General features: G+C 65.8%; 27 protein-coding genes. 10 read left to right on the forward strand and 17 right to left on the reverse strand.

All coding sequences use genetic code 11. The annotated features are described in order from the left end of the window. Positions 1-4 precede the first annotated feature (4 nt). Both BM244_RS02775 and BM244_RS02780 read left to right on the forward strand, forming a co-directional pair. Positions 5-544, forward strand: coding sequence for a J domain-containing protein (locus BM244_RS02775; RefSeq protein WP_093397235.1), 540 nt, complete (start codon positions 5-7; stop codon positions 542-544). Continuing rightward, complete coding sequence (locus BM244_RS02780; protein WP_093398064.1) at positions 541-888, forward strand: hypothetical protein; 348 nt, start codon at positions 541-543, stop codon at positions 886-888. The genes BM244_RS02775 and BM244_RS02780 overlap by 4 nt, the downstream gene beginning before the upstream one ends. Before the next feature lie 62 nt (positions 889-950). Here the strand turns inward: BM244_RS02780 and BM244_RS02785 are convergent, their stop codons facing one another. The 9 genes from BM244_RS02785 to BM244_RS22995 all read right to left on the reverse strand — a co-directional run bounded on the left by BM244_RS02785 (position 951) and on the right by BM244_RS22995 (position 4174). Further along, positions 951-1358: a SufE family protein gene (locus BM244_RS02785; protein WP_093397237.1), complete on the reverse strand. Its 408-nt coding sequence runs from the start codon at positions 1356-1358 to the stop codon at positions 951-953. Positions 1359-1474: 116 nt separating this feature from the next. Beyond that, positions 1475-1714 carry a hypothetical protein gene (locus tag BM244_RS02790; RefSeq protein ID WP_093397238.1) on the reverse strand — a complete coding sequence of 80 codons (240 nt, stop codon included), beginning with the start codon at positions 1712-1714 and terminating at the stop codon, positions 1475-1477. Between the two features lie 11 nt (positions 1715-1725). Then, positions 1726-1974 (reverse strand): hypothetical protein, encoded by a 249-nt coding sequence (locus BM244_RS02795; RefSeq protein ID WP_093397240.1) that lies wholly within the window; start codon positions 1972-1974, stop codon positions 1726-1728. Positions 1975-1998: 24 nt separating this feature from the next. Beyond that, positions 1999-2283 carry a hypothetical protein gene (locus BM244_RS02800; RefSeq protein ID WP_093397241.1) on the reverse strand — a complete coding sequence of 95 codons (285 nt, stop codon included), beginning with the start codon at positions 2281-2283 and terminating at the stop codon, positions 1999-2001. 11 nt (positions 2284-2294) lie between these two features. Then, entirely contained in the window at positions 2295-2606 is a 312-nt protein-coding gene (locus BM244_RS02805) for a hypothetical protein (RefSeq protein WP_093397243.1), read from the reverse strand. Positions 2607-2633: 27 nt separating this feature from the next. After that, positions 2634-3014: an envelope stress response membrane protein PspC gene (gene pspC / locus BM244_RS02810; protein WP_093397245.1), complete on the reverse strand. Its 381-nt coding sequence runs from the start codon at positions 3012-3014 to the stop codon at positions 2634-2636. 1 nt (position 3015) lies between these two features. Further along, positions 3016-3309 (reverse strand): envelope stress response membrane protein PspB, encoded by a 294-nt coding sequence (gene pspB, locus BM244_RS02815; RefSeq protein WP_093397246.1) that lies wholly within the window; start codon positions 3307-3309, stop codon positions 3016-3018. Between the two features lies 1 nt (position 3310). Further along, positions 3311-3976, reverse strand: a complete 666-nt coding sequence (pspA, locus tag BM244_RS02820) for a phage shock protein PspA (protein WP_055878009.1) — start codon at positions 3974-3976, stop codon at positions 3311-3313. A 54-nt stretch (positions 3977-4030) separates the two neighbouring features. Further along, positions 4031-4174: a hypothetical protein gene (locus BM244_RS22995; protein WP_175518017.1), complete on the reverse strand. Its 144-nt coding sequence runs from the start codon at positions 4172-4174 to the stop codon at positions 4031-4033. A 172-nt stretch (positions 4175-4346) separates the two neighbouring features. On the opposite strand from BM244_RS22995, the gene pspF reads away from it, so the two are divergent. After that, on the forward strand, positions 4347-5384 hold the full coding sequence (gene pspF / locus BM244_RS02825) for a phage shock protein operon transcriptional activator (RefSeq protein ID WP_093397248.1): 1038 nt from the start codon (positions 4347-4349) through the stop codon (positions 5382-5384). Between the two features lie 130 nt (positions 5385-5514). On the opposite strand, the gene BM244_RS02830 is transcribed toward pspF, so the two are convergent. Continuing rightward, positions 5515-6723: a cation:proton antiporter gene (locus BM244_RS02830; protein ID WP_093397249.1), complete on the reverse strand. Its 1209-nt coding sequence runs from the start codon at positions 6721-6723 to the stop codon at positions 5515-5517. 244 nt (positions 6724-6967) lie between these two features. Here BM244_RS02830 and BM244_RS02835 point away from each other — a divergent pair, with 244 nt between their 5' ends. Further along, positions 6968-7888: a right-handed parallel beta-helix repeat-containing protein gene (locus tag BM244_RS02835; protein ID WP_093397251.1), complete on the forward strand. Its 921-nt coding sequence runs from the start codon at positions 6968-6970 to the stop codon at positions 7886-7888. Between the two features lie 122 nt (positions 7889-8010). Here BM244_RS02835 and BM244_RS02840 read toward each other — a convergent pair whose 3' ends face one another. Continuing rightward, a complete protein-coding gene (locus BM244_RS02840; protein WP_093398065.1) occupies positions 8011-9645 on the reverse strand; it encodes an alkaline phosphatase family protein in 1635 nt (544 codons plus the stop codon). Between the two features lie 146 nt (positions 9646-9791). Between BM244_RS02840 and BM244_RS02845 the strand changes: the two genes are divergently transcribed. The 4 genes from BM244_RS02845 (at position 9792) to BM244_RS02860 (ending at position 15285) form a co-directional block, all read left to right on the forward strand. Beyond that, a complete protein-coding gene (locus BM244_RS02845) occupies positions 9792-11816 on the forward strand; it encodes a protein-disulfide reductase DsbD family protein (protein WP_254784239.1) in 2025 nt (674 codons plus the stop codon). 204 nt (positions 11817-12020) lie between these two features. Beyond that, positions 12021-13541 (forward strand): circularly permuted type 2 ATP-grasp protein, encoded by a 1521-nt coding sequence (locus tag BM244_RS02850; RefSeq protein WP_093398066.1) that lies wholly within the window; start codon positions 12021-12023, stop codon positions 13539-13541. Beyond that, a complete protein-coding gene (locus BM244_RS02855; RefSeq protein ID WP_056048449.1) occupies positions 13541-14476 on the forward strand; it encodes an alpha-E domain-containing protein in 936 nt (311 codons plus the stop codon). The genes BM244_RS02850 and BM244_RS02855 overlap by 1 nt, the downstream gene beginning before the upstream one ends. After that, the gene (locus BM244_RS02860; RefSeq protein ID WP_093397254.1) at positions 14476-15285 is read left to right on the forward strand and encodes a transglutaminase family protein; all 810 of its coding nucleotides are present in this window, start codon (positions 14476-14478) and stop codon (positions 15283-15285) included. Before BM244_RS02855 ends, BM244_RS02860 begins: the two co-directional genes overlap by 1 nt. A 230-nt stretch (positions 15286-15515) precedes the next feature. On the opposite strand, the gene BM244_RS02865 is transcribed toward BM244_RS02860, so the two are convergent. Continuing rightward, complete coding sequence (locus tag BM244_RS02865; RefSeq protein ID WP_093397255.1) at positions 15516-16292, reverse strand: arginyltransferase; 777 nt, start codon at positions 16290-16292, stop codon at positions 15516-15518. A gap of 127 nt (positions 16293-16419) precedes the next feature. Continuing rightward, positions 16420-17679, reverse strand: a complete 1260-nt coding sequence (locus BM244_RS02870; protein WP_093397257.1) for a threonine ammonia-lyase — start codon at positions 17677-17679, stop codon at positions 16420-16422. A 57-nt stretch (positions 17680-17736) separates the two neighbouring features. Here BM244_RS02870 and BM244_RS02875 point away from each other — a divergent pair, with 57 nt between their 5' ends. After that, the gene (locus BM244_RS02875) at positions 17737-18591 is read left to right on the forward strand and encodes an NAD(P)-dependent oxidoreductase (protein WP_093397258.1); all 855 of its coding nucleotides are present in this window, start codon (positions 17737-17739) and stop codon (positions 18589-18591) included. 53 nt (positions 18592-18644) lie between these two features. Continuing rightward, complete coding sequence (locus BM244_RS02880) at positions 18645-20312, forward strand: amidohydrolase (protein WP_254784240.1); 1668 nt, start codon at positions 18645-18647, stop codon at positions 20310-20312. A gap of 9 nt (positions 20313-20321) precedes the next feature. On the opposite strand, the gene BM244_RS02885 is transcribed toward BM244_RS02880, so the two are convergent. The 4 genes from BM244_RS02885 to BM244_RS02900 form a co-directional block, all read right to left on the reverse strand. Next, positions 20322-21209, reverse strand: a complete 888-nt coding sequence (locus BM244_RS02885) for an acyl-CoA thioesterase (protein WP_093397260.1) — start codon at positions 21207-21209, stop codon at positions 20322-20324. 73 nt (positions 21210-21282) lie between these two features. Further along, the gene (locus tag BM244_RS02890) at positions 21283-22410 is read right to left on the reverse strand and encodes an acyl-CoA dehydrogenase family protein (protein ID WP_093397261.1); all 1128 of its coding nucleotides are present in this window, start codon (positions 22408-22410) and stop codon (positions 21283-21285) included. A gap of 132 nt (positions 22411-22542) precedes the next feature. Then, positions 22543-23727 carry an acyl-CoA dehydrogenase family protein gene (locus tag BM244_RS02895; protein ID WP_093398068.1) on the reverse strand — a complete coding sequence of 395 codons (1185 nt, stop codon included), beginning with the start codon at positions 23725-23727 and terminating at the stop codon, positions 22543-22545. A 145-nt stretch (positions 23728-23872) separates the two neighbouring features. Then, a complete protein-coding gene (locus BM244_RS02900; RefSeq protein WP_093397263.1) occupies positions 23873-25921 on the reverse strand; it encodes a 3-hydroxyacyl-CoA dehydrogenase NAD-binding domain-containing protein in 2049 nt (682 codons plus the stop codon). Positions 25922-25943: the final 22 nt, after the last annotated feature.

A 25943-nucleotide genomic window follows, 5' to 3' on the forward strand; every position in this document is an offset into this window, starting at 1 on the left:
CGCTATGGCGAGAAGCACGACACGATCTTCAGACTGGGGTTTTCCCCGCTGGCGCGAGTATGGCGCGAGCACCGAGGCGGTGACCGTCCGGCTGTGCGACCGCCATGGTTGCAACGAGCCCGGCAATTGTCCGGCGCCGAAATCGCCCAACAGCCCGGACCGCTGGTATTTCTGCATGAACCACGCCGGCGAATATAATCGTGGCTGGAATTATTTCGAAGGCTTAAGCGCGGAGGAAGCGGCCGAGCGCGAGGCGGCGGAAACGCGTACTGCCGACGGCTACACCGATCCCAAGCATTATGCCTGGGCATGTTCGGGCGACGGCAGCCGGTCGCGTGACGAGATGCGCGCGCTCGAGGTGTTGGACCTGGAGCCCGACGCGACGTTCGAGGACGTGCGCGCGGCGTGGCGGCGGATGGCGAAGGCGAACCATCCCGACGTGCGGCCGAACGACAAGGACGCGGCGAAGCGGTTCCAGGGCGTGCAGGCGGCGTATGAGGTTCTGAAGGTGGCCGAAGACCAGCGGACGTGGAAGCCGGCGTGATCCGCGTCCTCGCCAGTCGCTGGCAGGGTAGCGTTCTGGTCTGCGGCAAGTGTTCGAAGAAGCTCGACGGCGGGTTCGGCGAGAAGGGCCGTACGCCTTTGGTCAAATTGCTGCGTCAGGCACTCGGCGTGAAGAAGGGCCGCAAGTCAGATCGCGGCGTGGTCGAGGTGAAATGCCTCGGGGTTTGCCCGAAGAATGCGGTCGTGATGGTCGACGGCGCCCGGCCGGACCGGTGGATGCTCGTGCCGGCCGGTGCGGATACGGATGAAATCGTTGCAACCCTTACCGAACACCGCGACGTGCCCTCACCCTCGCCGCCTCCGGCGTCTCTCCCTCTCCCCTGAGGCCAGAGGGAAGGGGCCCGCGGCTGCTTGGCCGTGGGAAGGGTGAGGGCACGGTTTTCACGTTAGGCGGCGTACCGCTCCGCCGTCTCCCGGATCATCGCGATCATGTTCGGGATCCCCTGCGTCCGGTTCGAACTCAGCTGCTTGCTTAGATCGAACGGCGCCAGTTCCGCCTTGATGTCGGTCGCCACGATCGCGCGCGGCGCCTGATCCTGCACGGTCAGCAACACAAGCGCGATGATCCCCTTGGTGATCGCCGCATTCGAATCCGCCAGAAAATGCAGCCGGCCGTCGTCGGTGGACGTCGGATACACCCAGACCGAAGCCGAACACCCGCGCACCAGCGTTGCATCGGTCTTCAGCGCATCCGGCATCGGTTCAAGCTCTTTGCCGAGATCGATTAGCAGGCGGTAGCGATCGTCGGGTTCGAGGAAGTCGTATTCCTCGCGAATGTCGGTGAGAGTGGCCATGGGCGGTCGGTAGCGGGTCGAGTGTTGCGCCACAACTCCAGTGTTCCCCCGCGAAGGCAGGGCCCCAGTCTGGACCCCCGCCTTCGCGGGGGAACAAGTCTTCTGGTCGGCGGGGCCTAAAGGTCCACCCCGGCGGCGATCGCCTCGAGCTTCTTGATCCGCTCCTTCAAATCCGCGATCTCGATCCGCGATCCGGTCGATACGGAGACCGGCATCCGGCCGTCGTGCGCGTGATCGAGTTCCATCCGCCGCAGCGAGAGCCATCCGCGCCATCCGGCCAAGCCACCGGCCACGATCATCGCCAGCCCCGCAAGGCTCGCCAACGCCAGGGTGATGTAGAGATTAGGGTCGATCATGTCCGCCTCCTCTAGCGGTCGCGGAGCCGTTCGATCTCTCGGTCGAGATCGACGCTCTTGTGGTTGTCGGTGATCACGCGCTCCAGCACCTGGATGCGCTCCTTCATCTGCTGCACCTCGTCGCGCAGTCGGGCTGCCTCGGGATCGTTCATCAGCGACTGTGCCTCGCCGTGGCGCGCACTCTTGTGGCGCGATTTGAAGATGCCGGTAATCATTACGATCAGGACGATCATCACGACCATCACCTGTCCACCATTCATGATCTTATCTCCTAACGGGTCGGTCTAGTTGGTCAGGCGTTCGGTCGCGGGACCGGTATCGCGGAGCAGGTCGATCTCGTTCGAGAGCTCGATCCCGCGGTCGGTGACAATCCGTTCGAGCACACGGACGCGCTGTTCGAGACGGTCGGTATGCGCCGCATATTGTGCGGACTTCTCGGCGATCATCTGGGCGTCGAGTTCCATGCGGCGGTGCCGGTAGGCGAACCAGGGCCTGACGAAGACACCGCCGAAGATCGCGAGCAGTCCGCAGCAGATGCCGAGGATCGGGATGAGCAAGGGGCTGAGCATGATCGTGTCCTTCAGCGGTCGCGAAGGGCTTCGATCTCGCGAGCGGTGCGCTCGGCGGGATCGGTGGCGATGCGCTCGAGGACTGCGATGCGCTCCTCGAGGCGCGAGACCTGGCCGTTAAGACGGTCGTTCTCGGTGCTCAGCAGTTCAACCTTCCGGTCGGCGGCGGGATCTTGCTTCTGCGCGCCGCCCCAGTTCATCGTGTTGCCCCAGTCGTCGCTCGGCGGGTAGCCGTGTTTCGTACGGATCCAGTTGTTGACGATCCAACCGACGGTCGTGATCGCGATGATGGCAATAATGAAACCTGGTCCACCCCAAGCCATAGTCTATCTCCCTGTTGACGCCGCGTCTCAGCGCAGGCTGTCGATCTCTGCCGCGAGGCTGTTGCTGTTGCGGCTGGTATAGTGCGTCTCGATGTCGGCGAGGCGGCGGTCTATGTCGCGGAACTTGCTGCGGACCTCGGCGGTCGACCGCTTCGGGTTCGAGCGCACGCCCTGCCAGAACTTCGCGTCGTCTGGCGTCTCGTACAGGCCGATCGGCTTTTTCGGCGCCAGCCAGGCGGCGGCAAAGTAGCCAAGGATCACCCATCCGCTGGTAGCGAACGCCAATATTACCATTGCGACCCGAACAAGAGTGATATCGAGACCCGTATAGTCAGCTATCCCGGAGCATACACCCTTGAACTTGGCGTTCTGCTTGTCGAGGTAGAATTGTGTGCGGCTGGCAGACATATCAATTCCTCCGTTCGAAGCTGCGATCAATCGGGCGTTCCACAATTCGATCGGTGTCGTATTGCGATTGCGCTGTCAGACCAGGTTTCCAGTCTGGGTTATCGGCCGAAATGATACGCTCGACTGTGATCAAACGATCTTCCAAGCGCCGCGCCAGAAGCTGCATATCGTCGAGAAGGCGCTCATCTTCTTCGGTAATCTTCGGAGCCTGCTTCCACTTCGTGACATAGTGGAGAATGACCCAAGGAAGGCCGATGAATATTGCGAGGACTGTGATTACTGCACCGAAAGGCATCTCAATCGTCCTTCTTCATGCGCGCCTTGAGCGCGGCGAGCTGGGCGTCGACCTTGTCGTTGCTGCGCAACTCGGCGATTTCCTCTTCAAGCGTCTTGACGACCCCGAGCCCCATCGCGTCCGCGCGGCCCTCGGCTTCGTCGACGCGGCGATCGAGGATGTCGAAGCGGCTGAACGCCTCGTGTGTCTTCGGGCCGTTGTACATCTCGCGCAGCCGGGTGCGGTTGTTCGCGCTTTCCAGCCGGGTCTGCACCGCGTTCTGCTTGGTGCGCGCCTCGCGGAGCTTGGTCTGGAGCTTGGCGATGTCCTCTTCGGAAGCCCGAAGTGCATCGTCGAGCACGCCGACCTCGGCCTTCAACTGCTCGGCCATGTCGAACGCCTTCTGACGCTCGACCAGGGCTGCCTTGGCAAGGTCCTCGCGGTCCTTGCTCAGCGCCAGCTCGGCCTTCTCGGTCCAGTTGTCCTGGAGCTGCTCTAGCTTCGAGATATGGCGGCGCATCTCCTTCTGGTCGGCGATGGTGCGCGCAGCGGAGGCGCGAACCTCGACCAGCGTTTCCTCCATCTCGAGGATGATCATGCGGATCATCTTCGACGGGTCTTCGGCCTTCTCAATCAAGTCGGCGAAGTTGGCGGCGACGATGTCGCGGGTGCGGGAAAAGATGCCCATGTAAATCCTACTCCAGGGGTCGGCCCGAGGCTCTCAGCGAGTCCGTCGGGAGTCTTATGCCACGATTGCGGTGGTTGCCGCGATGGGCGTTACGTTGGTTGCGATGGCGGGTCCGACCGCGCCGAGGACGCAGGTTGCGCTGACGACGATGGTGCAGAGGGTGGCGGCGACGGTGCGGGCGATGGTGGTGTTGAACATGGTGGGTCCCCTTTAAGGATGGTTGGTTCCGCTATTCGGCGGGTTGCCTGAAGCGTTGCATCTGTCGTGCCAGTTTCGAAAATGGCGAAATTGCAGGGGTTTGCGCGATTTCGACTGTCAACCGGGTACCGCAAGCTTGCCAAGAGTTGGGAATTCGCGCCACATCTTCGCCATGGAGCGAACAACCCAGGTCATCGGTGAGTCCGGCACGTTCATGGCGGCACTCGAACGCGCGTCACGGGCGGCGGCGTTGGATCGTCCTGTGCTGGTGATCGGCGAGCGTGGCACGGGCAAGGAACTGGTCGCCGAGCGCCTCCATCGCCTGTCGCCGCGGTGGGATCAGCCATTGGTGATCATGAACTGCGCGGCGCTGCCCGAGACGCTGATCGAGGCGGAGTTGTTCGGGCATGAGGCGGGCGCGTTCACCGGCGCGACCAAGGCGCGGGTAGGGCGGTTCGAGGAGGCGGACGGGGGGACGTTGTTCCTCGACGAACTCGGGACGCTGTCGATGGCGGCGCAGGACCGGCTGTTGCGCGCGGTCGAATATGGCGAGATCACGCGGATCGGCTCATCGCGACCCATGCGCGTCGACGTCCGGATCGTGGCGGCGACCAACGAGCATCTCCCCGACAAGGTCGACCGCCACGAGTTCCGCGCCGATCTGCTCGATCGCTTGTCGTTCGAGGTTGTGACCCTGCCGCCTCTGCGCGCGCGTACCGGGGATGTCGTGGTGCTGGCCGAGCATTTCGGCCGGCGGATGGCGTCAGAGTTGGGACGCGAACGCTGGGAAGGGTTCGGCCCCGCGGCGATGGATGCACTGATCGCGTATCGCTGGCCCGGCAACGTCCGTGAGTTGCGGAATGTCGTAGAGCGCGCGGTGTATCGTTGGGAACAGGCGGGGCCGATCGACGCGATCGAGATCGACCCGTTCCAGTCGCCGCACCGGCCGGGCGCCGCGACCGCGCCGAAGCCTATGATTGTGGCGCCGCGCGCAGCCGAACCGGACGAAGGCGAGGACCCGGTCGTAGCCTGCGAAGAAGGCCCCTCGGACTTCAAGTCGCGCGTATCCCGCTTCGAACGCGACCTGCTCTCACGCGCTTTGTCCGAACACCGCTTCAACCAACGCGCCACCGCCGAAGCGCTAGGCCTGAGCTACGACCAACTCCGCCACGCCCTGAAACGCCACGATCTCCTGAACGCGGGCGCCTGACCTACTTCCCCCCTCCCTGAAAGGGAGGGGTTGGGGGTGGGTCGGCTTCCGCATCAGGCGACGCCAGCGGCACAAGCCGGCCGACCCACCCCCAAACCCCTCCCTTCCAGGGAGGGGGGGAAGAAAAGCGTTAGCTGCTCTTCCCCACCAACCCCGCCAGCTTCTTCAACTTCGGCGCAACGATCGGCACGGTCAGCATCGTGCTCGCCAGCGCCATCAGCAGCAGCGCGGTGAACGTCTCGTTGGTGATGATCTTCTTATCCAGCAGGATGTTGACGAAGATAATCATGATCAGCGCCTTGGTCTGGAGCAGCCAGCCGATCGCCGACGCCTCGCCCGGCCGCCATTTCAGGATCCGCCCGGCGGCGTGAACCCCGGCCAGCTTGCCCCCGACCGACGCGACCAGCAGCAACGCCGCCGCGCCGAACACCGCATAACCGCCGACCGCCCACTGCGTCTTCAACCCGGTCGACAGGAAGAACACCGGCATCACCGCGAGCAGCACGAAATGGCGGAACTGGTCCATCTTCGCGGTGGTGAACCATTTCGAATCGAGCACCGCCCCCGACAGGAACGCGCCCACCATGAAGTGCAGCCCCGCCCAGTCCGCTGCAAACCCGCATCCGGCGAGCCAGATCAGGCTGACATACCAGCGGTCGCGCTCCTCGATCCGCGCCATCAGTTTGCGCACGAGCAACGTGGCGATGGCGAACCCGACGAGAAAGCCGCCCTGCCGGCCGACGCGCTCCCAATCGAGCAGGATCAGCGCGAGCACGCCCCAGATCGCGATGTCGTCGAGGCTCGCATAGCGCAGGATGCGCTGCCCGATCGGCTGGCGCAGCACGTCGAGTTTTTCGAGGAACAGCACGAGGATCGGCAGCGCGGTGACCGCGCACGCCATGCCGATGCCAAGCACCACCTGCCACGTCGCGCCGTCCGGCCCCCGCCAGCCGGGGTAGCGCAGCATCAGCACCGCCGCGACGCTGCCGGTGACCAGCGGTACCGCTAGCGCCAACCCCGCCGTCACGCCGGTCTCGCCGCGCCGTTTCCAGGCCTCGCCGAGGTCGAGCTCGATGCCAGCGACCCACACGAACATCATGACTGCCCACCACGCGATACCGTTCAGCGAGCCCAGGGTCGCGGGCGTGAAGACCGTCGCGTAATAGTCGGGATACGCCGCGCCGAGCACGCCCGGCCCGAGCAGGATGCCGCCGAAGATCTGCACCACCACCAGCGGCGCCCAGTAATCTGTGCGCCCGAGCCGCCACACCAGATACGGTCCGGTAAAGATGATGAGTATCGCGAGGAGGAAGACCTCCGTCGGCGTCATGGCGTGCATGTGGTTCTCCCGGCGCCGATCGGTTCCCCCCGCCGGCTTCGTTTCGGTAGCGATAGTATTGGGGGGAAGCGGGCGCGGCAATATGCGGATGCCGGGACCGAGCCATCGCGGTTCATTCGTCCCAATGGATCATATCGGGACAGGCGCCGACAAACGGACGCGGACCGGCTGGCCGAAGCGCGGCGTTCCATGCGATCACAAGCAATGTCAGCGGCCCATCGGCGCAAGACGAAGAGGATCTCGGATGAAACGATCGTTGCTGGCACTTGCGCTGTTTGCCGCGCCCGCATTTGCACAAAGTGCAGCGCCGTTCACGGTGAACGGGCAAAGGTTCGCGACGCTGCAGGAGGCGGTTTCGTCGATCCGGCTGGGTACCGCGACGATCCTGATCGCGCCGGGCACCTATCGGCAATGTGCGATACAGGCCGGCGGACACATCACCTTCAAAGCGGTCAAGCCCGGCACCGCGATCTTCGAGAAGGTTGCGTGCGAGGACAAGGCCGCGCTCGTGCTGCGCGGGGCGGGCTCGGTCGTCGACGGCCTGGTATTCCGCGGCTACCGCGTGTCGGATGGCAATGGTGCGGGTATCCGGACCGAACTCGGCGACCTGACCGTCACCAACGCGATGTTCCTCGACAGCCAGGAGGGTATTCTCGGCGGTGAGCCGACCGGCCAGAAGATCGTCATCGACCATTCGACCTTCGCAGGGCTCGGCCAGTGCGACGAGTCGCCCAGTTGTTCGCATGCGATCTACCTCGCGAACAAGGGCAGCGTGACGATCACCAATTCGCGGTTCGAGCGCGGCACCGGCGGCCACTACGTCAAGCTGCGCGTGCCCAACGTGTCGATTACGGACAACAGCTTCGACGATACTGCGGGGCGCAAGACCAACTACATGATCGACCTTCCCGATGGCGCGACCGGCCTGATCGCGCGCAATACGTTCGTGCAAGGTCGGAACAAGGAAAACCACACCGGGCTGATCGTGGTTGCCGCAGAGGCGAAGACGTATCGATCGACCGGTTTGCGGGTCGAGGGGAACGACGCGCGATTGTCGCCTGGAGATAGCAGCAGCCCGGTGTTCCTGGCGGATTACAGCCATGACAAGCTCGCGCCTGGGGCGAACCGGCTGGGCGCGGGGTTGCGGGCGTTCGAGACGCGGTAGCACGCTGGTGGAGCGATCAGTCGGGGTGGCTCCCCCCAAAAAAGCGTGTTCTCCCGCGAAGGCGGGAGCCCAGGCTGGACTCCCGCCTTCGCGGGAGAACACGCTTTCGGGGAAGGCGGCGCTCAGTTCCCGCAGGTGCTCGCAGCCCCCGGGTCGAGATCCAGGCACCGCCCATCCAGCCCGCTCACCGGCAACCCGATCGTCGCGGCCAGCGTCGGCACGATATCCACCGTCTCCACCGACAGCGGCTGCTCGAACCCGGTCATCCCCTTGCGCCAGAACAGGATCGGCACGCGGCGGTCATAGTCCCAGGGCGATCCGTGCGTCTCGACATAGCCACCCGCGGGCGAGACGATCGTCGTCACGCGCGGCTTGAGCAGGACTACCATCTGGCCCGAGCGCTCGGGATAGAACGACGCCCGCGCCCGCTCGATCAGCGTCCAAGTCTCGGGCGGAGACTTCGCCATCGGTGTCGCCATGATCTCGGCAGCCGAGTACGCGCCCGCGATCTGCGGCATCGCGCGATACCGGCGCAGCGCCTCCGCAAGCACCTTCGCTTGAGTCTTCGCCGGCAGGGTATCGTCGATATAGACGTCGCCTTCGGTGCCGAGCAGCACGCTGCCGGGCAGCCCCATGTCCTTGGCGATCGCGGTGCCGACCTGCTTGGCGAGGACGTTCTCGTCCATGTGCGCCTCCATCGGCATCGCGCGCTGCTGCTGGCGCTCGGTCGCGTCGTGCGCACCGTGATCCGCGGTCAGAACCACTTCGTAATCGACGCCGGTTTCGTCCATCACCGCAAAGAAATCCCCGAGCGTCTTGTCGAGCTGCGCCATCTGGATGCACATCTCCGAGCCCTGCGTGCCGTAGGTATGCCCGACATAATCGGTCGCCGACGCGCCGATATCGATGATGTCGGTCTGCGGGCCCTTGCCGAGCTTCATGTCCTGCACCAGCGCCGCCGCCATCGCGAATACCGCGGCGTCGGAGGCTGGCGACACGCGGAAGCCCTTCGCGTCACCCGCCTCACGCTCGAAGCGTCCCTGGCCGTAGGTCTTGCCCGCGATCACGATCGGATGGTTCACGCCCGCGCAATAGCCGGGCAATGGCAGCGCAGCCTGCGGCTTGGCGATCAGCGCGGCGACCGCGTCGCGCGTACGCTGGACCGCCGGCGGCACCGCGCGGCCGGCGTAGGAGACATAGGTCTTGCCGTCCCACCACCAGAGCTCGTCGACCTTGTGGCCACCCATCATCACCGCCGCGCGGTCTTTCCCGGCGACCGAGACCGAGCGCGTCCGCGGATCGCGCGCCTTCATCATCTCGCCGAGCGTCGGCACCTTCAGATGCATGTCGGACACGGTGTAGCTGTCGTGGGTACTGCCGGCGACGCGCTCGTCCTCCGAGCAGTAGACGATCTTGTCGGGCCGTCCGGCGCGCTGGTCGATCCAGTTGTTGGCGATGATCCCGGTATGCGCGGGCCGCATGCCGGTCAGGATCGTCGAGTGGCCCGGGCACGTCTCGGTCGCGGCATGGCTCTGATACCCGCTCGGAAACACTGCGCCGTTCAGCAATCGCGTGAAGCCGCCGGTGTAGCGGTTGCGATATTGCTGGAACAGGTCGGCGGCGAACTGGTCGACCGAGATCGCGACGATCAGTTTTGGCGGGGTGGTCGGAGCCGCCGCGGGCGCTGGTACGGGCGCGGTCTGGGCGGACACCGAAGCGGCCGAAGTCAGCAAGAGCGCGGCGATAAGTGCTTTCACGAACAGTCCTTTAGCAAGCGCCAATCTTCAAGCGAACGCCGGCGATCCGGCGCGTCGCTTTGAAGTGCAATACGAGATCGTCACCGCTATGGCTTTGCACGATGAACGAAACAAGGATGGCCATGCGCGGATTACGTTGCGTCCTGATGACGGTCTTGCTGGCCGTCTGCGGGCTGGCGAGTGCGCCCGCGTTTGCGGAATCGCTGAACGGCTCCAGCCAGCATCTGATGATGAAGCTGGTCGCCGAAAGCGATCACCCCAAGGCCGGCGCCCCAATGACGATCGCCCTGGCGACGACGCCTGAAACCGGCTGGCACGGCTATTGGCGCAACCCCGGCGATGCGGGCTTTCCGGCGACCTTCGACTGGACCTTGCCGACCGGCGCGAAGGCAGGCGAGCCCGAATGGCCGGTGCCGACGACGCTGCTGATCGCTGGCCTGATGAACTATGTCTACGAGGCACCCTATGCGCCGCTCGTGACGATCCAGGTCCCGGCTGGACTGGCGCCGGGCACGAAATTTCCGATCCGCCTGAAGACGAGCTATCTCGTTTGCTCGGCGACGATCTGCGTGCCCGAAGAGAAGGCATTGTCGCTCGACCTCACGATCGGCGATGGCGCACCGTCGCAGGCGCCGGCGTTCGCCGGGTGGCGGCAGGCGATCCCCAAGCCGCTCGATGCCGGTGCGACCTATGCCGCGAGCAACGGGACGATGCGGATCGCGGTCCCGTTTCCGGCGGGCGCGAAGATCGACAAGGCGTATTTCTTCCCCGTCACCACCGGCGCGATCGAGAACGGCGCGGCGCAGACGGTGACGCGCGACGGCGACCGGCTGACGATTAACACTAAGGTCGCGACGAACGCGACGGCTGGCGGACCGATCGAGGGCGTGCTCCGGATTGGCGACGGGCAAGGGCTCGGCGTCAAGGCGACGCCAGGTGCGGTGGCTGAAGCGGCCGGCGGCGACGCGACGAGCGCGAACGGCGAGAGCCTCTGGCTGACCGCGCTGATCGCGTTCGCCGGCGCAGTGCTCGGCGGGCTGATCCTCAACATCATGCCGTGCGTCTTCCCGATCCTCAGCCTCAAGGCGCTGAGCCTCGCCCGCGGCGGCGCGAGCGAGAAGGACGCGCGGGGCGAGGCGCTGGCCTACACCGCAGGCGTCGTGCTGGTCTGCCTCGGTCTCGGTGGCGCGATTCTGGCGTTGCGCGCTGGCGGATCGGCAGTTGGTTGGGCGTTCCAGTTGCAGCATCCCGGCGCGATCGTCGCGCTGCTGCTGCTGAGCACCGCGATCGCGTTCAACCTTGCCGGCCTGTTCGAGGTCCCCACCCCCCGCTTTGCCGGCGAGAGCGGTGCGAGCGGCGCATTCGCGACCGGCGCGCTGGCGGCGTTCATCGCGACGCCGTGCACCGGGCCGTTCATGGGCGCGGCCCTGGGCGCAGCGCTGGTGCTGCCGTGGCCGGCGGCGCTTGCTGTGTTCGGCGGGCTCGGGATCGGCTTGTCGCTCCCCTTCCTCGCGATCGGGTTCATCCCATCGTGGCGGCGCTGGCTGCCGAAGCCCGGCGTCTGGATGGAGACGTTCCGCCACATCCTGTCGGTGCCGATGTTCCTGACCGCGATCGCGCTCGGCTGGGTGCTCGGGCGCCAGACCGGTGTGGACACGCTGACGCTCGCGCTGGTCGCGGTGCTGGCGGTCGGCGCGGTGCTGTGGATCGGCGGCTCGCGCCAGCGCAAGGGCAAGTCGTTCGGCGTCGTCGCGCAGGTGCTGTTGCTGGTCGTGTTCGTCGGCAGCGCAGTGCTGATCTCGCGCGCGCCGCCGGTTGCCGCCAAGACCGCCACTGCGGGCGACGAGGCATTCACCGAGGCCAAGCTCGCCTCGCTCCGCGCCGAGAAGCGCCCGGTGTTCGTCTACTTCACCGCCGACTGGTGCCTGACGTGCAAGGTCAACGAGAAGGCGGCGATCGACACGACCGGCGTCCGCGATGCCTTCGCCAAGCACAACGTCGCTGCGCTGATCGGTGACTGGACCGATGGCGACCCGGTAATGGGTCGCTTCATCCAGGCCCACAACCGCGCCGGCGTGCCGCTGTACCTCTACTACGCCCCGGGCGCTGCCGAACCCACTGTCCTCCCACAGGTCCTGACACCGGGCCTACTGGAAGGCCTTGGAGCTTAACGGAATCCCCCTCCCTGGAAGGGAAGGGTTAGGGGTGGGTCGGCCGCTTGGCTGACGCAGCACCCGCCTCAAACCGACCCACCCCCAGCCCCTCCCTTTCAGGGAGGGGAGCATTATTGACCGGGGTAATATTCAGACCTTGTGCAGCGCAGCGATGCGTTGCAGCATGGAACCGCAACGCTTGATGGGGAATTGACCGTTTCGATGGGGAAACAAGCGTTCGACGAGATCATGGGCACACCGGGCGATACGACCGCTCGGCCCGAACTGGCGGCTCTGGGGCAGTGGATCGAGGATACGCCCGACGCCGAGTTGCGACGCCGGCAGGAAGCCGCCGAGACGACGTTCCGCCAACTCGGCATCACTTTCGCGGTCTACGGCGAGAACGAGGCGGCCGAGCGGATCATCCCGTTCGACATCGTGCCGCGCGTATTCCTGCATGACGAGTGGACCCGGCTCTCGGAAGGTCTCGTCCAGCGCGTCGAGGCGATCAACGCGTTCCTCGACGACATCTACGGCGAACGGCGCATCCTGAAGGAGGGTATCCTCCCCGAAGACCTCGTGCTCGGCAACGCGCAGTTCCGGCCCGAGATCGCGGGTATCCGCCCGCCGCACGGCGTATGGGCGCATATCTGCGGGATCGATCTCGTTCGCACCGGCCCCGACGATTTCTTCGTGCTCGAGGACAATGCGCGCACGCCGTCCGGCGTCAGCTACATGCTCGAAAACCGCGAGGCTATGCTCCGCCTCTGCCCCGAGCTGTTCCGCGAATTTCGCGTTGCGGCGGTCGACAGCTATCCTGACCTCCTGCTCGAGACGATGAAGTCGGTCGCGCCGCACGGTACGGGCTCGAACCCGACCTGCGTGCTGCTCACCCCCGGCCACTATAACTCCGCCTATTACGAGCACAGCTTCCTCGCGGATTCGATGGGTATCGAACTCGTCGAGGCTGCCGATCTCGTCGTGGACGACGATGTGGTCTGGATGCGGACGATCGCAGGGCGGGTGAAGGTCGACGTAATCTATCGCCGGATCGACGACGATTATCTCGATCCGCTCGTGTTCCGTCCCGATTCCGCGCTCGGCGTCCCTGGGTTGATCGCCGCCTATGCCGCCGGCAACGTCGCGATCATGAACGCGCCGGGCAACGGCATCGCCGACGACAAGGCAATCTACAGCTACATGCCCGACATCGTGAAATTCTATTCCGGCGGCGAGTGCAAGTTGCGCAACGTCGAAACCTGGCGCTGCCGAGAACCCCAGGCGCTCAAGTTTGTCCTCGACAACCTCGAAGACGTCGTCGTCAAGCTGGTCGACGGATCGGGTGGCTACGGCATGCTCGTCGGCCCGACCGCGTCGAAGCAGGAGATCGAGGATTTCCGCGCCGCGCTGATCGCGGAGCCACACCGTTACATCGCGCAACCGACGCTTGCCCTCTCCACCGTTCCGACGATGGCAAAAGGCGGCCTTAGCCCCCGTCACGTCGACTTCCGCCCCTTCGTGCTGAGCGGCGCGAAGGGCGTCCAGGTCGTCCCCGGCGGCCTCACCCGCGTTGCGCTGAAGGAAGGATCGCTGGTGGTCAATTCCAGCCAGGGCGGCGGCACCAAGGACAGTTTCGTGCTCATGGCCGATCAGTCGCAGCGGATGAACGCCGGCGGGATGACGCAGACGATGGGCGGCACGACGCAGACGTTAGGCGCGCAGACCTCAGGCGGGACCGCCTGATGCTGTCGCGCACCGCATCCTCGCTCTACTGGCTCGGCCGCTATTTCGAGCGTGCCGACTTCATCGCCCGGCTGGTCGAGGCGACCGTTCGTCTGGACGTGCTCTCGTCGCAACCCTCCGGGGACGCCGCCTGGGCATCCGCCCTGGCCGTCACCGAGACCGACGAGGCCTTCGCCGCGACCGGCGTGGAGATCGGCCAGCGCGACGTCGTCCGGTTCCTGACGCTCGATTCGAGCCATCCAGGATCGATCGTCCGCTGCCTCGACATGGCGCGCAACAATGCCAAGGCGGTCCGCACCGCGCTGACGCGCGAGGCCTGGACGGCGATCAATCGCGCCTGGCTGCTGTTCGAGAACCGCGCCACGCCGGGTAGCACGACCTCGCAGCTGAATCTCGTCGAGGCGGTCAAGAACGAGACGCGCGGGTTCGAGGGCGCGGTCCACCGCATGCTCCGCAACCAGACGACGTGGTTCATCCGGCTCGGCCAGGCAGTCGAGCGCGCGGACAACACGGCGCGGCTGCTCGACGTCAAATATCACATTCTGCTGCCCGAGGGCGAACGGCTCGGCGGCGCGATAGACCGCGATCAGTGGACGACGATTCTCCAGACGGTGTCCGCGGTGACCGCCTATCGCTGGCTCTACAATGACGGCCTTCGTCCAGCCGACGTCATTGATCTGTTGCTGGCGCGGTCCGAACTGCCGCGCAGTCTAGCTGCGTCTGTGGAGGAGACGGTCGACGTGCTAAACCTGCTCGCCAAGCGGACCGGCAACCACGGCGAGGCGGACAGAATGGCCCGGATGCGTGCGTCGCGGATGGCAAAGACGCGATCGGGCGAGGTCATCGCCTCCGGGCTGCACCAGTATCTGCAGGCGTTCATCGCCGAGAACGCGCTGCTGCACGGCGCGATCGGCCGTCAGTTCAAGTTCCTCTGATGCGGCTATCGATCGATCATCACACGATCTACCGCTTCGCGCAGCCGCAGGGCCGGCTGGTGCAGATGCTCCGCCTCACGCCCGAGAACACGCATGATCAGACGGTCGCGTCGTGGCGGATCGACGTCGATTGCGATGCACGGCTGCGGCCCGGCCGCGATGGCTTCGGCAACGCGGTGACGATGTTGTATGCCGAAGGACCGGTCGACGGGATCGAGATCACCGTCAAGGGCGAGGTGCTGACCAGCCATTCGGACGGCGTCCTGCACGGCGTGCACGAAACGCTCCCGCCCGCGCTGTTCCTCCGGTCCACCGAGGCGACCGTTCTCGATACGGCGATCGCGAAGTTCGCTGCCAATGCGGCCGAAGGCGCGCGCGACCGGATCGGTGCACTGCATCGGCTGAACCGGGCATTCCACAAGCGGTTCGCGTTCGATGCCGGGCGTCCCGAACCCGGTCGGACGGCCGCCGCCGCGTTTCGCATGGACAGCGCCACGCCGCGCGACATGGCGCAGATGTTCGCCGTCGCCGCACGGTCACTCGGCGCGCCTGCGCGGTACGTGTCGGGCTATCATCATAACGATCACGAGGTCGTGCATCTGCCGACCCCGCACGGTTGGGCGGAGGCATTCGTCGACGCGCTCGGCTGGGTCGGGTTCGATCCCTGCACGGGGATGTCGCCGGAGGAGCATTACGTTCGCGTTGCGATGGCGCTCGATGCGGCGGGAGCTGCGCCGGTGGCGGGCTCGCGATTGGGCGAGGGTGGCGAGGAACTCGACGTCGACGTGGTGGTGCAGCGCGAAGACTAAGATTTGTTTCCCCGCGAAGGCGGAGCCCCAGATTGGGCTCCCGCCTTCGCGGGAGAACATGAGAAGCGGAATGCGAAAAGGCACCCCCCCGGCGAAGGCCGGGGCCCAATTGGCAAGGTGGTTGTAACGGAGAACTGCACTCAATTAGCAGCGTTTCCCAATTGGACCCCGGCCTTCGCCGGGGGGGCTATTGATGTGCTGGCGAGCCACCCAACTTCCCCAGCGACAACTCAAACCAGTTCAGCAACCCGCGCAGCCTTCGTCACCAGATCCGCATCCTCCAGCCGCCGCCACCCCGCCGGCCCCAGCACTTCCAGCGGCCGGTACCGCGTCTTGTATTCCATCCGTGGCGAACCCTTCACCCAGTATCCGAGATACACGTACGGCAGCCCAGCATCGCGCGCGCGCAGGATGTGATCCATAATGATGAAATTGCCTAAGCCCGGTCGCGCCGCATCATCGGCCGCAAAGAAGCTGTAGACCATCGACAGTCCGTCAGCCTGCCGATCGGTCAGGCAGGCGCCGATCAGCGCTCCCGGCACGCCGTCGACGCTAGGCTCGCGATACTCGACGATAACCGAATTGACCGGCGAATGCTCGATCATGTCGGCATAGTCGTCCTCGTCCATCCCCGCCATGCCGCCGCCCGGATGCCGCGTCCCGAGGTAACGACGCAGCAACTGGAACTGCTCGTCGGTCGCCCACGCCTTGCACGCGGTCACCTCGATATCGCCCAGCCGCTTGAGCAATTTGCGCTGCGTCGCGTTGGGCACGAATTCGTCGGTCACCACGCGGACCGAAACGCACGCCGTGCACCCCGCACAAGACGGCCGATACGCCACGCCCTGGCTGCGACGAAAGCCGATCCGCCCGAGCGCATCGTTCAACTCGTTCGCGTGCGGACCGGTCAGCTCGGTGAACACCTTGCGCTCCTGGCGATCCGGCAAATACGGGCAAGGCGCAGGGCTGGTGACGAAAAAGCGCGGGAAACGAAAGGGCGCGGTCACCGAGCGGAAAGTCCTTCAGGCAGGCGCGATCAGCCGCGTCGCCCCGTATATGGCTGCCCTGCGGCAACGTGCAATCGGTTTACCACGAATGTCGGTTAACGCGGTAAATCACCGTATCAGAATGGGATTATGCCAGCTCGACGGTCGACGTCTCATACCCGCCGGCCCGCAACGCGCCCACCAGCCGATCGAGATGCGCACGGTCGCGGAGCTCGCATTCGATGTCAGTAATCAGGCCCTTCGCCGGCAGCGTCGTGAAGACCCGCTGGTGATAGATCTCGATGATGTTGACGCGTTCCTGGTCGAAGATCCGCGCGACATGGAACAGCGCACCCGGCTTGTCCTGCAACCGGATCCGGAGCCTTGCGAGGCGACCCGACCGCGCCAGATCGCGCAACAGCACGTTGGCGAGCAGCCGCGTATCGATATTGCCGCCGCACAATACGATCCCGACGGTCTTCCCCGCGAACCGCTCGGGATGCGACAGCAGCGCAGCGAGCCCGGCAGCGCCAGCCCCCTCGACCACCGTCTTCTCGATCTGGAGAAGCAGGCTGACGGATTCTTCGAGGCTGCGCTCGCTGACAAGGACGATGTCGTCGACCAGTTCGGCGACGATTTTCGAGGTGATAGCACCCGGCTCCTTGACCGCGATACCCTCCGCCAGCGTATCGCCGGCGCAAGCCATGTCGGTGCCGTTGATGCGGTTGTACATCGACGGGAACAGCTCGGCCTGCACGCCGACGATCTCGATCGGGTGACCGCCGGCCTGCTGGCTGATCGCCCGCGCGACCGTCGACATGCCCGAGATAAGCCCGCCGCCGCCGATCGGGATGACCAAAGTATCGAGCTGCGGTACGTCCTCCAGCATCTCGATCGCGACCGTGCCTTGCCCCGCGATGACGCGCGGATCGTCGAACGGATGGACGAAGGTGAAGCCGCACTCGCCCTCTAGGATACGTGCGTGCGCATAGGCCGCGTCGAACGTCTCGCCGTGGAGCACGACGTTGGCGCCGTGCCCCTCGGTCTGCATGACCTTCACGGTCGGCGTGTTGGTCGGCATCACGATCGTCGTCGGGATGCCGAGCCGGTTCGCATGATAGGCGAGGCCTTGCGCATGGTTGCCCGCCGACGCGGCGATGACGCCCTTGGCGCGCGCTTCGGCCGACAGCTGCAACAACGTGTTGAGTGCGCCGCGCTCCTTGTACGCCGCGGTGAACTGGAGGTTCTCGAACTTCAGATACACCGTCGCGCCGGTCATCTTGCTCAGCGTCTTGCTGATCAGCGTCGGCGTGCGGACGATCGAGTCGCGGATCCGGTCATGCGCGACGCGGACGTCGTCGATCGAGACGGGAAGGGTGGGTGCCGCTACGGCAGCGTGGGTAGCCATGCCCGACCCGCTAGACCATCTGGCGCGCATGGGAAACACCGCTTATGCGCGGACGCTATGGCAAAACTGGCATTCATCGGAACCGGCGTCATGGGCGCGCCGATGGCGGGACACCTCGCCGCGGCAGGGCATGACGTCACCATCTACAATCGGACTCAGGCCAAGGCGTTGGCATGGGCCGATAAATATGGCGGCAAGGTCGCCGACACGCCGGCCGCGGCGGCGAAGGACGCCGATGCGGTGTTCGCCTGCGTCGGCAACGACGACGATCTGGCCGGTGTCACTTTAGGCGAGGACGGCGCGTTCGCCGCGATGCGCGACGACGCCGTGTTCGTCGATCACACCACCGTCTCGGCCTCGATCGCACGACGGCTCGCGGGCGAGCGCGCGCTCGTAGTCGACGCCCCGGTGTCGGGCGGACAGGCTGGCGCGGAGAACGGCAAGCTCTCGATCATGTGCGGCGGTTCCGCCGAGGCGATGGCGAAGGCCGAACCTTTCATGCAGGCCTACGCCGCGCGCATCGTCCACGTTGGCGAGGCAGGCGCGGGCCAGACCACCAAGATGTGCAACCAGATCGCGATCGCCGGCGTGATCCAGGGCGTCGCCGAATCGTTGCGGTTCGCGCAAAATTCGGGGCTCGACCTCGACAAGGTGTTCGAGGCGATCTCGGGCGGGGCGGCGCAGAGCTGGCAGATGGTCAATCGCTGGCCGACGATGGCGAAGGACGAGTTCGACTTCGGCTTCGCGGTCGACTGGATGCGCAAGGACCTCGGGCTGGCGCTCGACGAAGCGCGGCGCAACGGCGCGGTGCTGCCGGTCGCGGCGCTGGTCGATCAATTCTACGCCGATGTTCAGGCGATGGGTGGCGCGCGTCAGGATACGAGCGCGCTGGTACGGAGATTGCCGAAGTGACCCCTCCCAAGATCCCGACAGCACCCCCCTCTCTTTCGGGAAGGGGAGCAGTATTGGCGCTTTCGGCGTTACTCCTCCCGACCCCCGCGCTTGCCGACGGGATCGTCGACAACGTCAACGGCATCACGGTCGCCGACGGCGGCCGCGTTATCCACTTCAAGGCGATCCTGATCGACAAGGACGGTCGCGTCACGCGGCTCGTGCCGCCGGGCGAGGACGCGCCCAAGCTCAACCGCAAGGAATTGAAGAAGAACGCCGGCAAGCCGCTTTACGACTGGCGGATCGACATGGGTGGAAAGACGGTGCTGCCGGGCTTCGTCGACGCGCATGGCCATGTGATCGAGATGGGGTTCGGCGCTCTGTCGCTAGACCTGTCGATGACCAAGTCGCTCGACGAGGCCAAGTCCCGGATCGCCGCCTACATCGCCGGTAATCCAGACCGGAAGTGGGTGATCGGCCGCGGCTGGAATCAGGAGGCATGGGGGCTGGGTCGCTTCCCGACCGCCGCCGACCTCGAGTCGGTGTCGGGCGGCCACCCGATCTGGCTGTCGCGCGCCGATGGCCATGCCAGCTGGGCGAACCGCGAGGCAATGCGCGAGGCTGGAGTCACCGGCTCGACCGTATCGCCGCCGGGTGGCCGGATCGAGAAGATCGGTGGCGCCCCCGCGGGCGTGTTCGTCGACGGCGCGCAGGCACTGGTCGAGAAGGTCGTCCCGCAACCGCTGCCCAAGGAGCGCGACGCCGCATTCCTGACCGCGCAGGGCATCCTGCTCGGCTACGGCGTCACCGCGGTCGCCGACATGGGCACGACGCTGGACGACTGGCTGACCTATCGCCGGATGGCGGACATCGGCGGGCTGCGCGTCCGCATCATGAGCTACGCGATGGGTGTCGAGACCGCGAGCCGGATCGGCGGCAAGGGGCCGACGCCGTGGCTGTACAACGATCGCCTGCGCATGGGCGGGGTGAAGCTCTATGCCGACGGCGCGTTGGGCTCGCGCGGCGCATGGCTGATCAAGCCCTATGCCGACGCACCCGGCCAGTCGGGGCTCGGTTTCCTCACCGACGACCAGCTTCAGAACCAGATGAGCCGTGCGGCGATGGACGGCTATCAGGTCGCGGTGCACGCGATCGGCGACAAGGCCAACCAGCTGGTGCTCGACGCGATCCAGGTCGAGAGCGAGACGTACACCGGCGATCGCCGCTGGCGGATCGAGCATGCGCAGGTCGTCGCGCCCGAGGACTTGCCGCGATTCGGCAGGTTCGGGACGATCGCCTCAATGCAGCCGACGCACGAAACCAGCGACCGGACGATGGCCGAGGCAAGGCTTGGGCCGAACCGGCTGGCGGGCGCCTACGCGTGGAAATCGATGCTGACCAATGGCGCCAAGCTCGCATTCGGGACCGACTTCCCGGTCGAGAAGCCCGATCCGTTCGCAACCTGGGCAGCGGCGTTCACGCGTCAGGGTGCCGATGGTCAACCGCAGGGTGGCTGGCAACCGCAGGAACTGGTGACGCGCGAACAGGCGTGGTGGGCGATGACCGGGGCGGCGGCCTATGCCGGGTTCGCCGAGAAGCAGTTCGGTGCGCTCGCGCCCGGCCAGCGCGCGGACTTCATCGTCGTCGACCGCGACCCGACGACGGCCTCGCCGACCGACCTGCGCGCGACCAAGGTCAGCGAGACGTGGATCGGCGGCGAGAAGGTCTGGGTGCGCAAGTAACCGCGCGGGTTACTGGCGCATCCGGATCAGCCCCTCCTGCGCGACGCTGGCGACGAGGCGCCCGTCGCGCGCGAAGATCTTGCCGCGATTGAAGCCGCGCGCATGGCCCGACCATGGGCTGTCGCAGGCGTAAAGCAACCAGTCGTCGGCGCGGAAGTCCTCGTGCAGCCAGAGCGAGTGGTCGAGGCTGGCGGTCTGCAGCCCCGGCGTGATCCAGTTCTTCCCGTGTGGCAGCAGCGCGGTGCCGAGCAGCGCCATGTCCGACGCGTAGGCGAGGATCGCACGGTGCATCGCCGGATCGTCGCCGATCGGCGCGACGAGGCGGAACCAGTTGGCGTAGTGCGGTTCCTGCGGTTCGGGATCGATCCAGCTGCGCGGATTGACCGGGCGCACCTCGATCGGTCGCCACCGCAGCATGTGCGCGCGAAATTTCTCGGGGATGCCGTCGATATTCTCGAGCCGCAGGTCGCGATCGGAGCGCAGGTCCTCCGGCGGCGGCACGTCGGGCATCGCGTGCTGATGATGCAGCCCCTCTTCGGGCATCTGGAACGATGCCGCCATGTTGAGGATCGGCTGCCCCTTCTGCATCGCGATCACGCGCCGGGTGGCGAAGCTGCGGCCTTCGAAGTCGCGAACGACGCGGTAGACGATCGGATAGTCCTCGTTGCCCGGCCGCATGAAATACGCATGCAACGAATGCGCGGCCTTCGGGCCATCGGTCGAGCGTTGCGCGGCCTGGAGTGCCTGCGCGATCACCTGTCCGCCGAACACGCGACCGACCCCGCCCGGCTGGCGCTTGCCGACGTAGAGATCGGTGTCGACCTCCTCGATCTCGAGCAGGTCAACGAGACCCTTGGCGAGCGCTTCGGGGGAAGTATCGGCAGTGTCCAAGTTCATCTGACCTCCGTGTTCACCCGCGAAGGCGGGTGCCCAGACTGGGCCCCTGCCTTCGCGGGGGGACACCCTATGGTCAATACCCCGCGGCCAGGGCCAGCCGGTCCGCGTGGAAGTTCGCATCCCCGAACATTTCGGCGAGCACGCGCGCGCGCTTCATGTAGAAGCCGATATCGTATTCGTCGGTCATGCCGATCCCGCCGTGCATCTGCACGCCCTCCTGCACGCTGAGCGTCGTTGCCAGTGCGGTCATAGCCTTGGCGACCGACACTGCCTCGTCCGCGCGGTCGCTGCCCTGATCGAGCAATTGCTGCGCCTTGAGAACGGCAGCCCGCGCCACCTCCATCTCCGAATACAGATGCGCAGCGCGGTGCTGGAGCGCCTGGAAGCTGCCGATCAGCGTGCCGAACTGCTTGCGCTCCTTCATGTAGCCGATCGTCATGTCCATCGCCCCGCCGCCGACGCCGAGCAGTTCCGCCGAAGCGCCTGTCCGCCCTGCGCGCAGCAGGCGATCGAGCGGCGTGCGGCCCGCGTCGACCTCACCGATCACCGCGTCGGCATCGACCTCGACGCCCTCGAACTCAAGCCGCGCGGCCAAGCTCGAATCCGCGAGGCGTTCGGCGTTCGCGGAGAGTCCGGCAGCGTTCTTCGGCACCGCAAACAACGTGATGCCGTCCTTGTCGTCGGTGCTGCCACCGGTACGCGCGGCAACGATGATCAGGTCGGCGGTGTGGCCATGCGTGACGAACCGCTTGGCGCCGGTCAGCTTGAACCCGTTGCCCGAGCGTTCGGCGGTCATCGCCACGGTGTCGCGGTGCTTGGCGCCTTCGTCGATCGCGAGGGCGGCGACGGTCTCGCCGGCGATGATGCCGGGGAACCAGCGCTCGGCCTGACCCGTGCCCTTCAAGGCCTCGACCGCCGCGACCGCGGTGGAGAGGAACGGGGAGGGCGACAGGTTGCGCCCGATCTCCTCCAGCACCACGCCCGCCTCGACATGGCCGAGCCCGAGCCCGCCCTGGTCCTCGCCGATCAGGATGCCGGTAAAGCCCATCTCCGCGAACTGCTTCCACAGGTCGCGCGAGAAACCGGTTGCGTCGTCGGCATCGCGCAACGCCCGCATGTGGCTCACGGGCGCGTGCTCGGCCACGAAGTCGCGAATGGTGTCCTGAAGGACGGTCTGGTCGTCGTCTAGATACAGTGGCATGTCTTCGTCCTTCTGCTCCCTCGCCCCGTCGGGGAGAGGGTCGGGGAGAGGGGCTGTTGGGTCGGATCGCCCGAGCCCCCCTCTCCCGCCTACGCTTCGCTGCGGCACCCTCTCCCCGAAGGGGCGAGGGATTTAAGCCGGCAATTCCAAAATCCGCTTGGCGATGATGTTGAGCTGGATCTCGCTCGTCCCGCCCTCGATCGAGTTCGCCTTGGTCCGCAGCCACGACCGCGGGATCGCCCCGCCGCGCGACCGATCGCTGTCCCATTCGAGCGCATCCGATCCGCCCGCCGCCATCATCAATTCGTACCGACCCTTGTTCAGCTCGGTACCGTAATATTTCATCATGCTCGGCTGCGCCGGATGCGCCTTGCCCGCCTTCAGCTCGTCGATGAACTGCTCGGACATCGCCCCGAACGCCTTCGCGCGCACCTCGAACAACGCGATCGACGCGCGCAGCAATGGATCGGCCAGCCGCCCGTCATGCCCGAGCCCAACGGTGGCGATCGCGCCGTCGATCAGCGGGTTGCCGCCGCTCGACGCCAGCCCCATTCCCGAGATCATCTCGCGCTCATGCCCGAGCAGGTATTTCGCGACGTCCCAGCCCTTGTTCTCTTCGTAGACACGGTTGACCTTGGGCACCTCGACATTGTCGAAGAACGTCTCGCAGAACGGCGAATTGCCGCTGATCAGCAGGATCGGCTTGGTCGACACGCCCGGCGAGGCCATGTCGAACAGCACGAAGCTGATCCCGCCCTGCTTCGACGTCTTGTCGGTGCGGACGAGGCAGAAGATCCAGTCGGCCTTGTCGGCATAGGACGTCCATACCTTCTGCCCGTTGACCAGATAATGGTCGCCCTTGTCCTCTGCCGAGGTCGCGAGCCCGGCAAGGTCGGACCCCGCATTCGGCTCCGAATAGCCCTGGCACCAGCGGATCTCGCCACGCGCGATCTTGGTCAGGTGATCGAGCTTTTGCTCCTCGGTCCCGTATTTGAGCAATGCCGGCCCGAGCATCGAGATCCCGAACGAATTGAGCGGGTTGCGCGCCTTTATTGCCGCCATCTCTTCGCGCAGGATCTTCGTCTCCGCAGGCGACAACCCGCCGCCGCCATAGGCCTTTGGCCAATCCGGCACGGTCCAGCCCTTGGCCGCCATCTTGTCGAGCCAATCCTTCTGCGCCGGGCTCGAAGGCTTGAACTGACGCCCCCCCCAGCAGACGTCGTCCTCCGATCGCACCGGCTTGCGCATCTCGGGCGGGCAGTTCTCCGCGAGCCACGCGCGGGTTTCGGTACGGAAGGTATCGAGGTCGGTCATGATGGTCCTTTCTCCCTCTTGCTCCCTCTCCCCGTCGGGGAGAGGGCTGGGGTGAGGGGCTGTGGAACGGATCGTCCGAGCCTCACTGCCCCTCACCCGGCATCGCTTCGCTCAGCCACCCTCTCCCCGAAGGGGCGAGGGATCAGGTTTACTTGATCTTACCGCCGGTTGCGGCCGCATCCTTCAGTGACTTGGCAACGGTAAACCCGTATTTCTCGAGCCCCGCGACGACCTTCGCCAAACCCTTCGACTGCGCCCAGAACATCGGCCCGCCGCGGTACACCGGCCAGCCATAGCCATAGATCCACACCACATCGACGTCGGACGCGCGCTGCGCCTTGCCTTCTTCGAGGATCAGCGCACCCTCGTTGACCATCGTGTAGAGCGTCCGCACGACGATCTCCTCGTCGCTGATCTCGCGCGGCGTCACGCCCGACTTCTTGCGGAAATCGTCGATGATCTCCGTCACCCGTGGCGAGTTCGACGGCGTCCGCTTCTCGTCGTAATCGTAGAAGCCCGCCTTGGTCTTCTGGCCCCAGCGGTTCTCCGCCGCCAGCGCATCACGGATGTTCTCGATCCGGCTCGGATCGCGGTGCCAGCCGATGTCGACGCCCGCCAGATCGCTCATCTGGAACGGCCCCATCGGCATCCCGAACGCGACATGGACCTTGTCGATCTGCTCCGGGCTCGCGCCTTCCAGCAGCAGCTTCGTCGCCTCGATCTGCCGCGGCATCAGCATCCGGTTGCCGATGAACCCGTAGGTGACGCCCGCCACAACGGCGACCTTCTTGATCTTCTTCGCGAGCGCCATGACGGTCGCCAGCACGTCGTCCGCGGTCTTGTCGCCGCGCACCACCTCGAGCAATTTCATCACGTTGGCGGGCGAGAAGAAGTGCATCCCGACCACGTCCTGCGGCCGCTTGGTGCACGCCGCGATCGCGTCGATGTCGAGATACGAGGTGTTCGACGCCAGGATCGCGCCCGGCTTTGCGATCGCGTCGAGCTTGGTGAAGATCTCCTTCTTCACCTCCATCGTCTCGTACACCGCCTCGATGATCAGGTCGCATTCCGCCAGATCAGCAAAGTCCAGCGTCGGCTTCAGCGCACCCATCGCCTGCTCGACCTGCTCGGGCTTCATCCGGCCCTTGGCGGCAGTGGCCTCGTAGTTCTTCCGCACGACGCCGGTGCCGCGGTCGAGCGCGTCCTGCTGCATCTCGACGATCGTCACGGGGATGCCCGCGGACAGGAAGTTCATCGAGATGCCGCCGCCCATCGTGCCCGCGCCGATCACGCCGACGCGCTTGATCTCGCGCAGCTTGGTGTCGGCGGGGACGTCGTCGATCTTGGCGGCCTGGCGTTCGGCGAAGAAGATGTGACGCTGTGCGGCCGACTGCACGCCGGTCATCAGCTTCATGAATTCCTGCCGTTCGAACGCGATGCCCTCCTCGAAGCTGGAGCCGTCCGCGGCCTTCTCGACGCAGGCGATATTCGCGGCCGGCGCGTCGAAGTTACGGAAACGCCGCCCATTCTCCTTCTTGAACGCGGCGACCGCATCGGGATCGGCCTGCGCGGTCTTCTCGGACGCACGGGGCAGGGGACGCTTGGTCGCGATCTCGCGCGCAAATGCGACGGCATCGGCCTCGAGCGAGTCCTCGCCTACGATCTTGTCGATCAGACCGGCATCGAGTGCCTTCTTAGCCGAGATCGGATCGCCCTTCGCGGTCATTTCCAGCGCGAGCTTCACACCGGCGATGCGCGGGATACGCTGCGTTCCGCCTGCGCCGGGGAGTAGCCCGAGCTTCACTTCGGGCGTGCCGATCTTCGCCGAGGCGACGGCGACGCGGTAGTGGCAGCCGAGCGTTACCTCGCAGCCGCCGCCCAGCGCGGTGCCGTGGATCGCCGCGACGACGGGCTTCGACGACGCCTCGATCATGTCGACGACGGTCGGCAGGCCGGGCTCGACCATCTCCTTGCCGAACTCGGTGATGTCGGCGCCCGCGAAGAACGTGCGGCCGTCGCAGCGGATTACCATCGCGGTGATGCCGTCGTCGTTCACGCCTTCCTTGATCGCCGCTTCGAGGCCCTGCCGGACCGCGGCGCCGAGCGCGTTGACGGGGGGATTGTTCGAGATGATGACGAGCACGTCGTCATGGCGTTCGGTGCGGATCGGGCCAGTGTTCGTCGACGGGGTCATCATATTCTCCTTGTTCTCCTGCGAA

Origin of the sequence: Sphingomonas sp. OK281 (assembly GCF_900115295.1) — a bacterium.
Taxonomy (GTDB): Bacteria; Pseudomonadota; Alphaproteobacteria; order Sphingomonadales; family Sphingomonadaceae; genus Sphingomonas.

Excerpts from the sequence above, each read along its gene's own strand:
- BM244_RS02775 (WP_093397235.1), top strand. The coding sequence starts at position 5 with ATGGCGAGAAGCACGACACGATCTTCAGACTGGGGTTTTCCCCGCTGG.
- BM244_RS02785 (WP_093397237.1), bottom strand. The coding sequence starts at position 1,358 with ATGGCCACTCTCACCGACATTCGCGAGGAATACGACTTCCTCGAACCC.
- BM244_RS02790 (WP_093397238.1), bottom strand. The coding sequence starts at position 1,714 with ATGATCGACCCTAATCTCTACATCACCCTGGCGTTGGCGAGCCTTGCG.
- BM244_RS02795 (WP_093397240.1), bottom strand. The coding sequence starts at position 1,974 with ATGAATGGTGGACAGGTGATGGTCGTGATGATCGTCCTGATCGTAATG.
- BM244_RS02800 (WP_093397241.1), bottom strand. The coding sequence starts at position 2,283 with ATGCTCAGCCCCTTGCTCATCCCGATCCTCGGCATCTGCTGCGGACTG.
- BM244_RS02805 (WP_093397243.1), bottom strand. The coding sequence starts at position 2,606 with ATGGCTTGGGGTGGACCAGGTTTCATTATTGCCATCATCGCGATCACG.
- pspC (WP_093397245.1), bottom strand. The coding sequence starts at position 3,014 with ATGTCTGCCAGCCGCACACAATTCTACCTCGACAAGCAGAACGCCAAG.
- pspB (WP_093397246.1), bottom strand. The coding sequence starts at position 3,309 with ATGCCTTTCGGTGCAGTAATCACAGTCCTCGCAATATTCATCGGCCTT.
- pspA (WP_055878009.1), bottom strand. The coding sequence starts at position 3,976 with ATGGGCATCTTTTCCCGCACCCGCGACATCGTCGCCGCCAACTTCGCC.
- BM244_RS22995 (WP_175518017.1), bottom strand. The coding sequence starts at position 4,174 with ATGTTCAACACCACCATCGCCCGCACCGTCGCCGCCACCCTCTGCACC.
- pspF (WP_093397248.1), top strand. The coding sequence starts at position 4,347 with ATGGAGCGAACAACCCAGGTCATCGGTGAGTCCGGCACGTTCATGGCG.
- BM244_RS02830 (WP_093397249.1), bottom strand. The coding sequence starts at position 6,723 with ATGCACGCCATGACGCCGACGGAGGTCTTCCTCCTCGCGATACTCATC.
- BM244_RS02835 (WP_093397251.1), top strand. The coding sequence starts at position 6,968 with ATGAAACGATCGTTGCTGGCACTTGCGCTGTTTGCCGCGCCCGCATTT.
- BM244_RS02845 (WP_254784239.1), top strand. The coding sequence starts at position 9,792 with ATGACGGTCTTGCTGGCCGTCTGCGGGCTGGCGAGTGCGCCCGCGTTT.
- BM244_RS02850 (WP_093398066.1), top strand. The coding sequence starts at position 12,021 with ATGGGGAAACAAGCGTTCGACGAGATCATGGGCACACCGGGCGATACG.
- BM244_RS02855 (WP_056048449.1), top strand. The coding sequence starts at position 13,541 with ATGCTGTCGCGCACCGCATCCTCGCTCTACTGGCTCGGCCGCTATTTC.
- BM244_RS02860 (WP_093397254.1), top strand. The coding sequence starts at position 14,476 with ATGCGGCTATCGATCGATCATCACACGATCTACCGCTTCGCGCAGCCG.
- BM244_RS02870 (WP_093397257.1), bottom strand. The coding sequence starts at position 17,679 with ATGGCTACCCACGCTGCCGTAGCGGCACCCACCCTTCCCGTCTCGATC.
- BM244_RS02875 (WP_093397258.1), top strand. The coding sequence starts at position 17,737 with ATGGCAAAACTGGCATTCATCGGAACCGGCGTCATGGGCGCGCCGATG.
- BM244_RS02885 (WP_093397260.1), bottom strand. The coding sequence starts at position 21,209 with ATGAACTTGGACACTGCCGATACTTCCCCCGAAGCGCTCGCCAAGGGT.
- BM244_RS02890 (WP_093397261.1), bottom strand. The coding sequence starts at position 22,410 with ATGCCACTGTATCTAGACGACGACCAGACCGTCCTTCAGGACACCATT.
- BM244_RS02900 (WP_093397263.1), bottom strand. The coding sequence starts at position 25,921 with ATGATGACCCCGTCGACGAACACTGGCCCGATCCGCACCGAACGCCAT.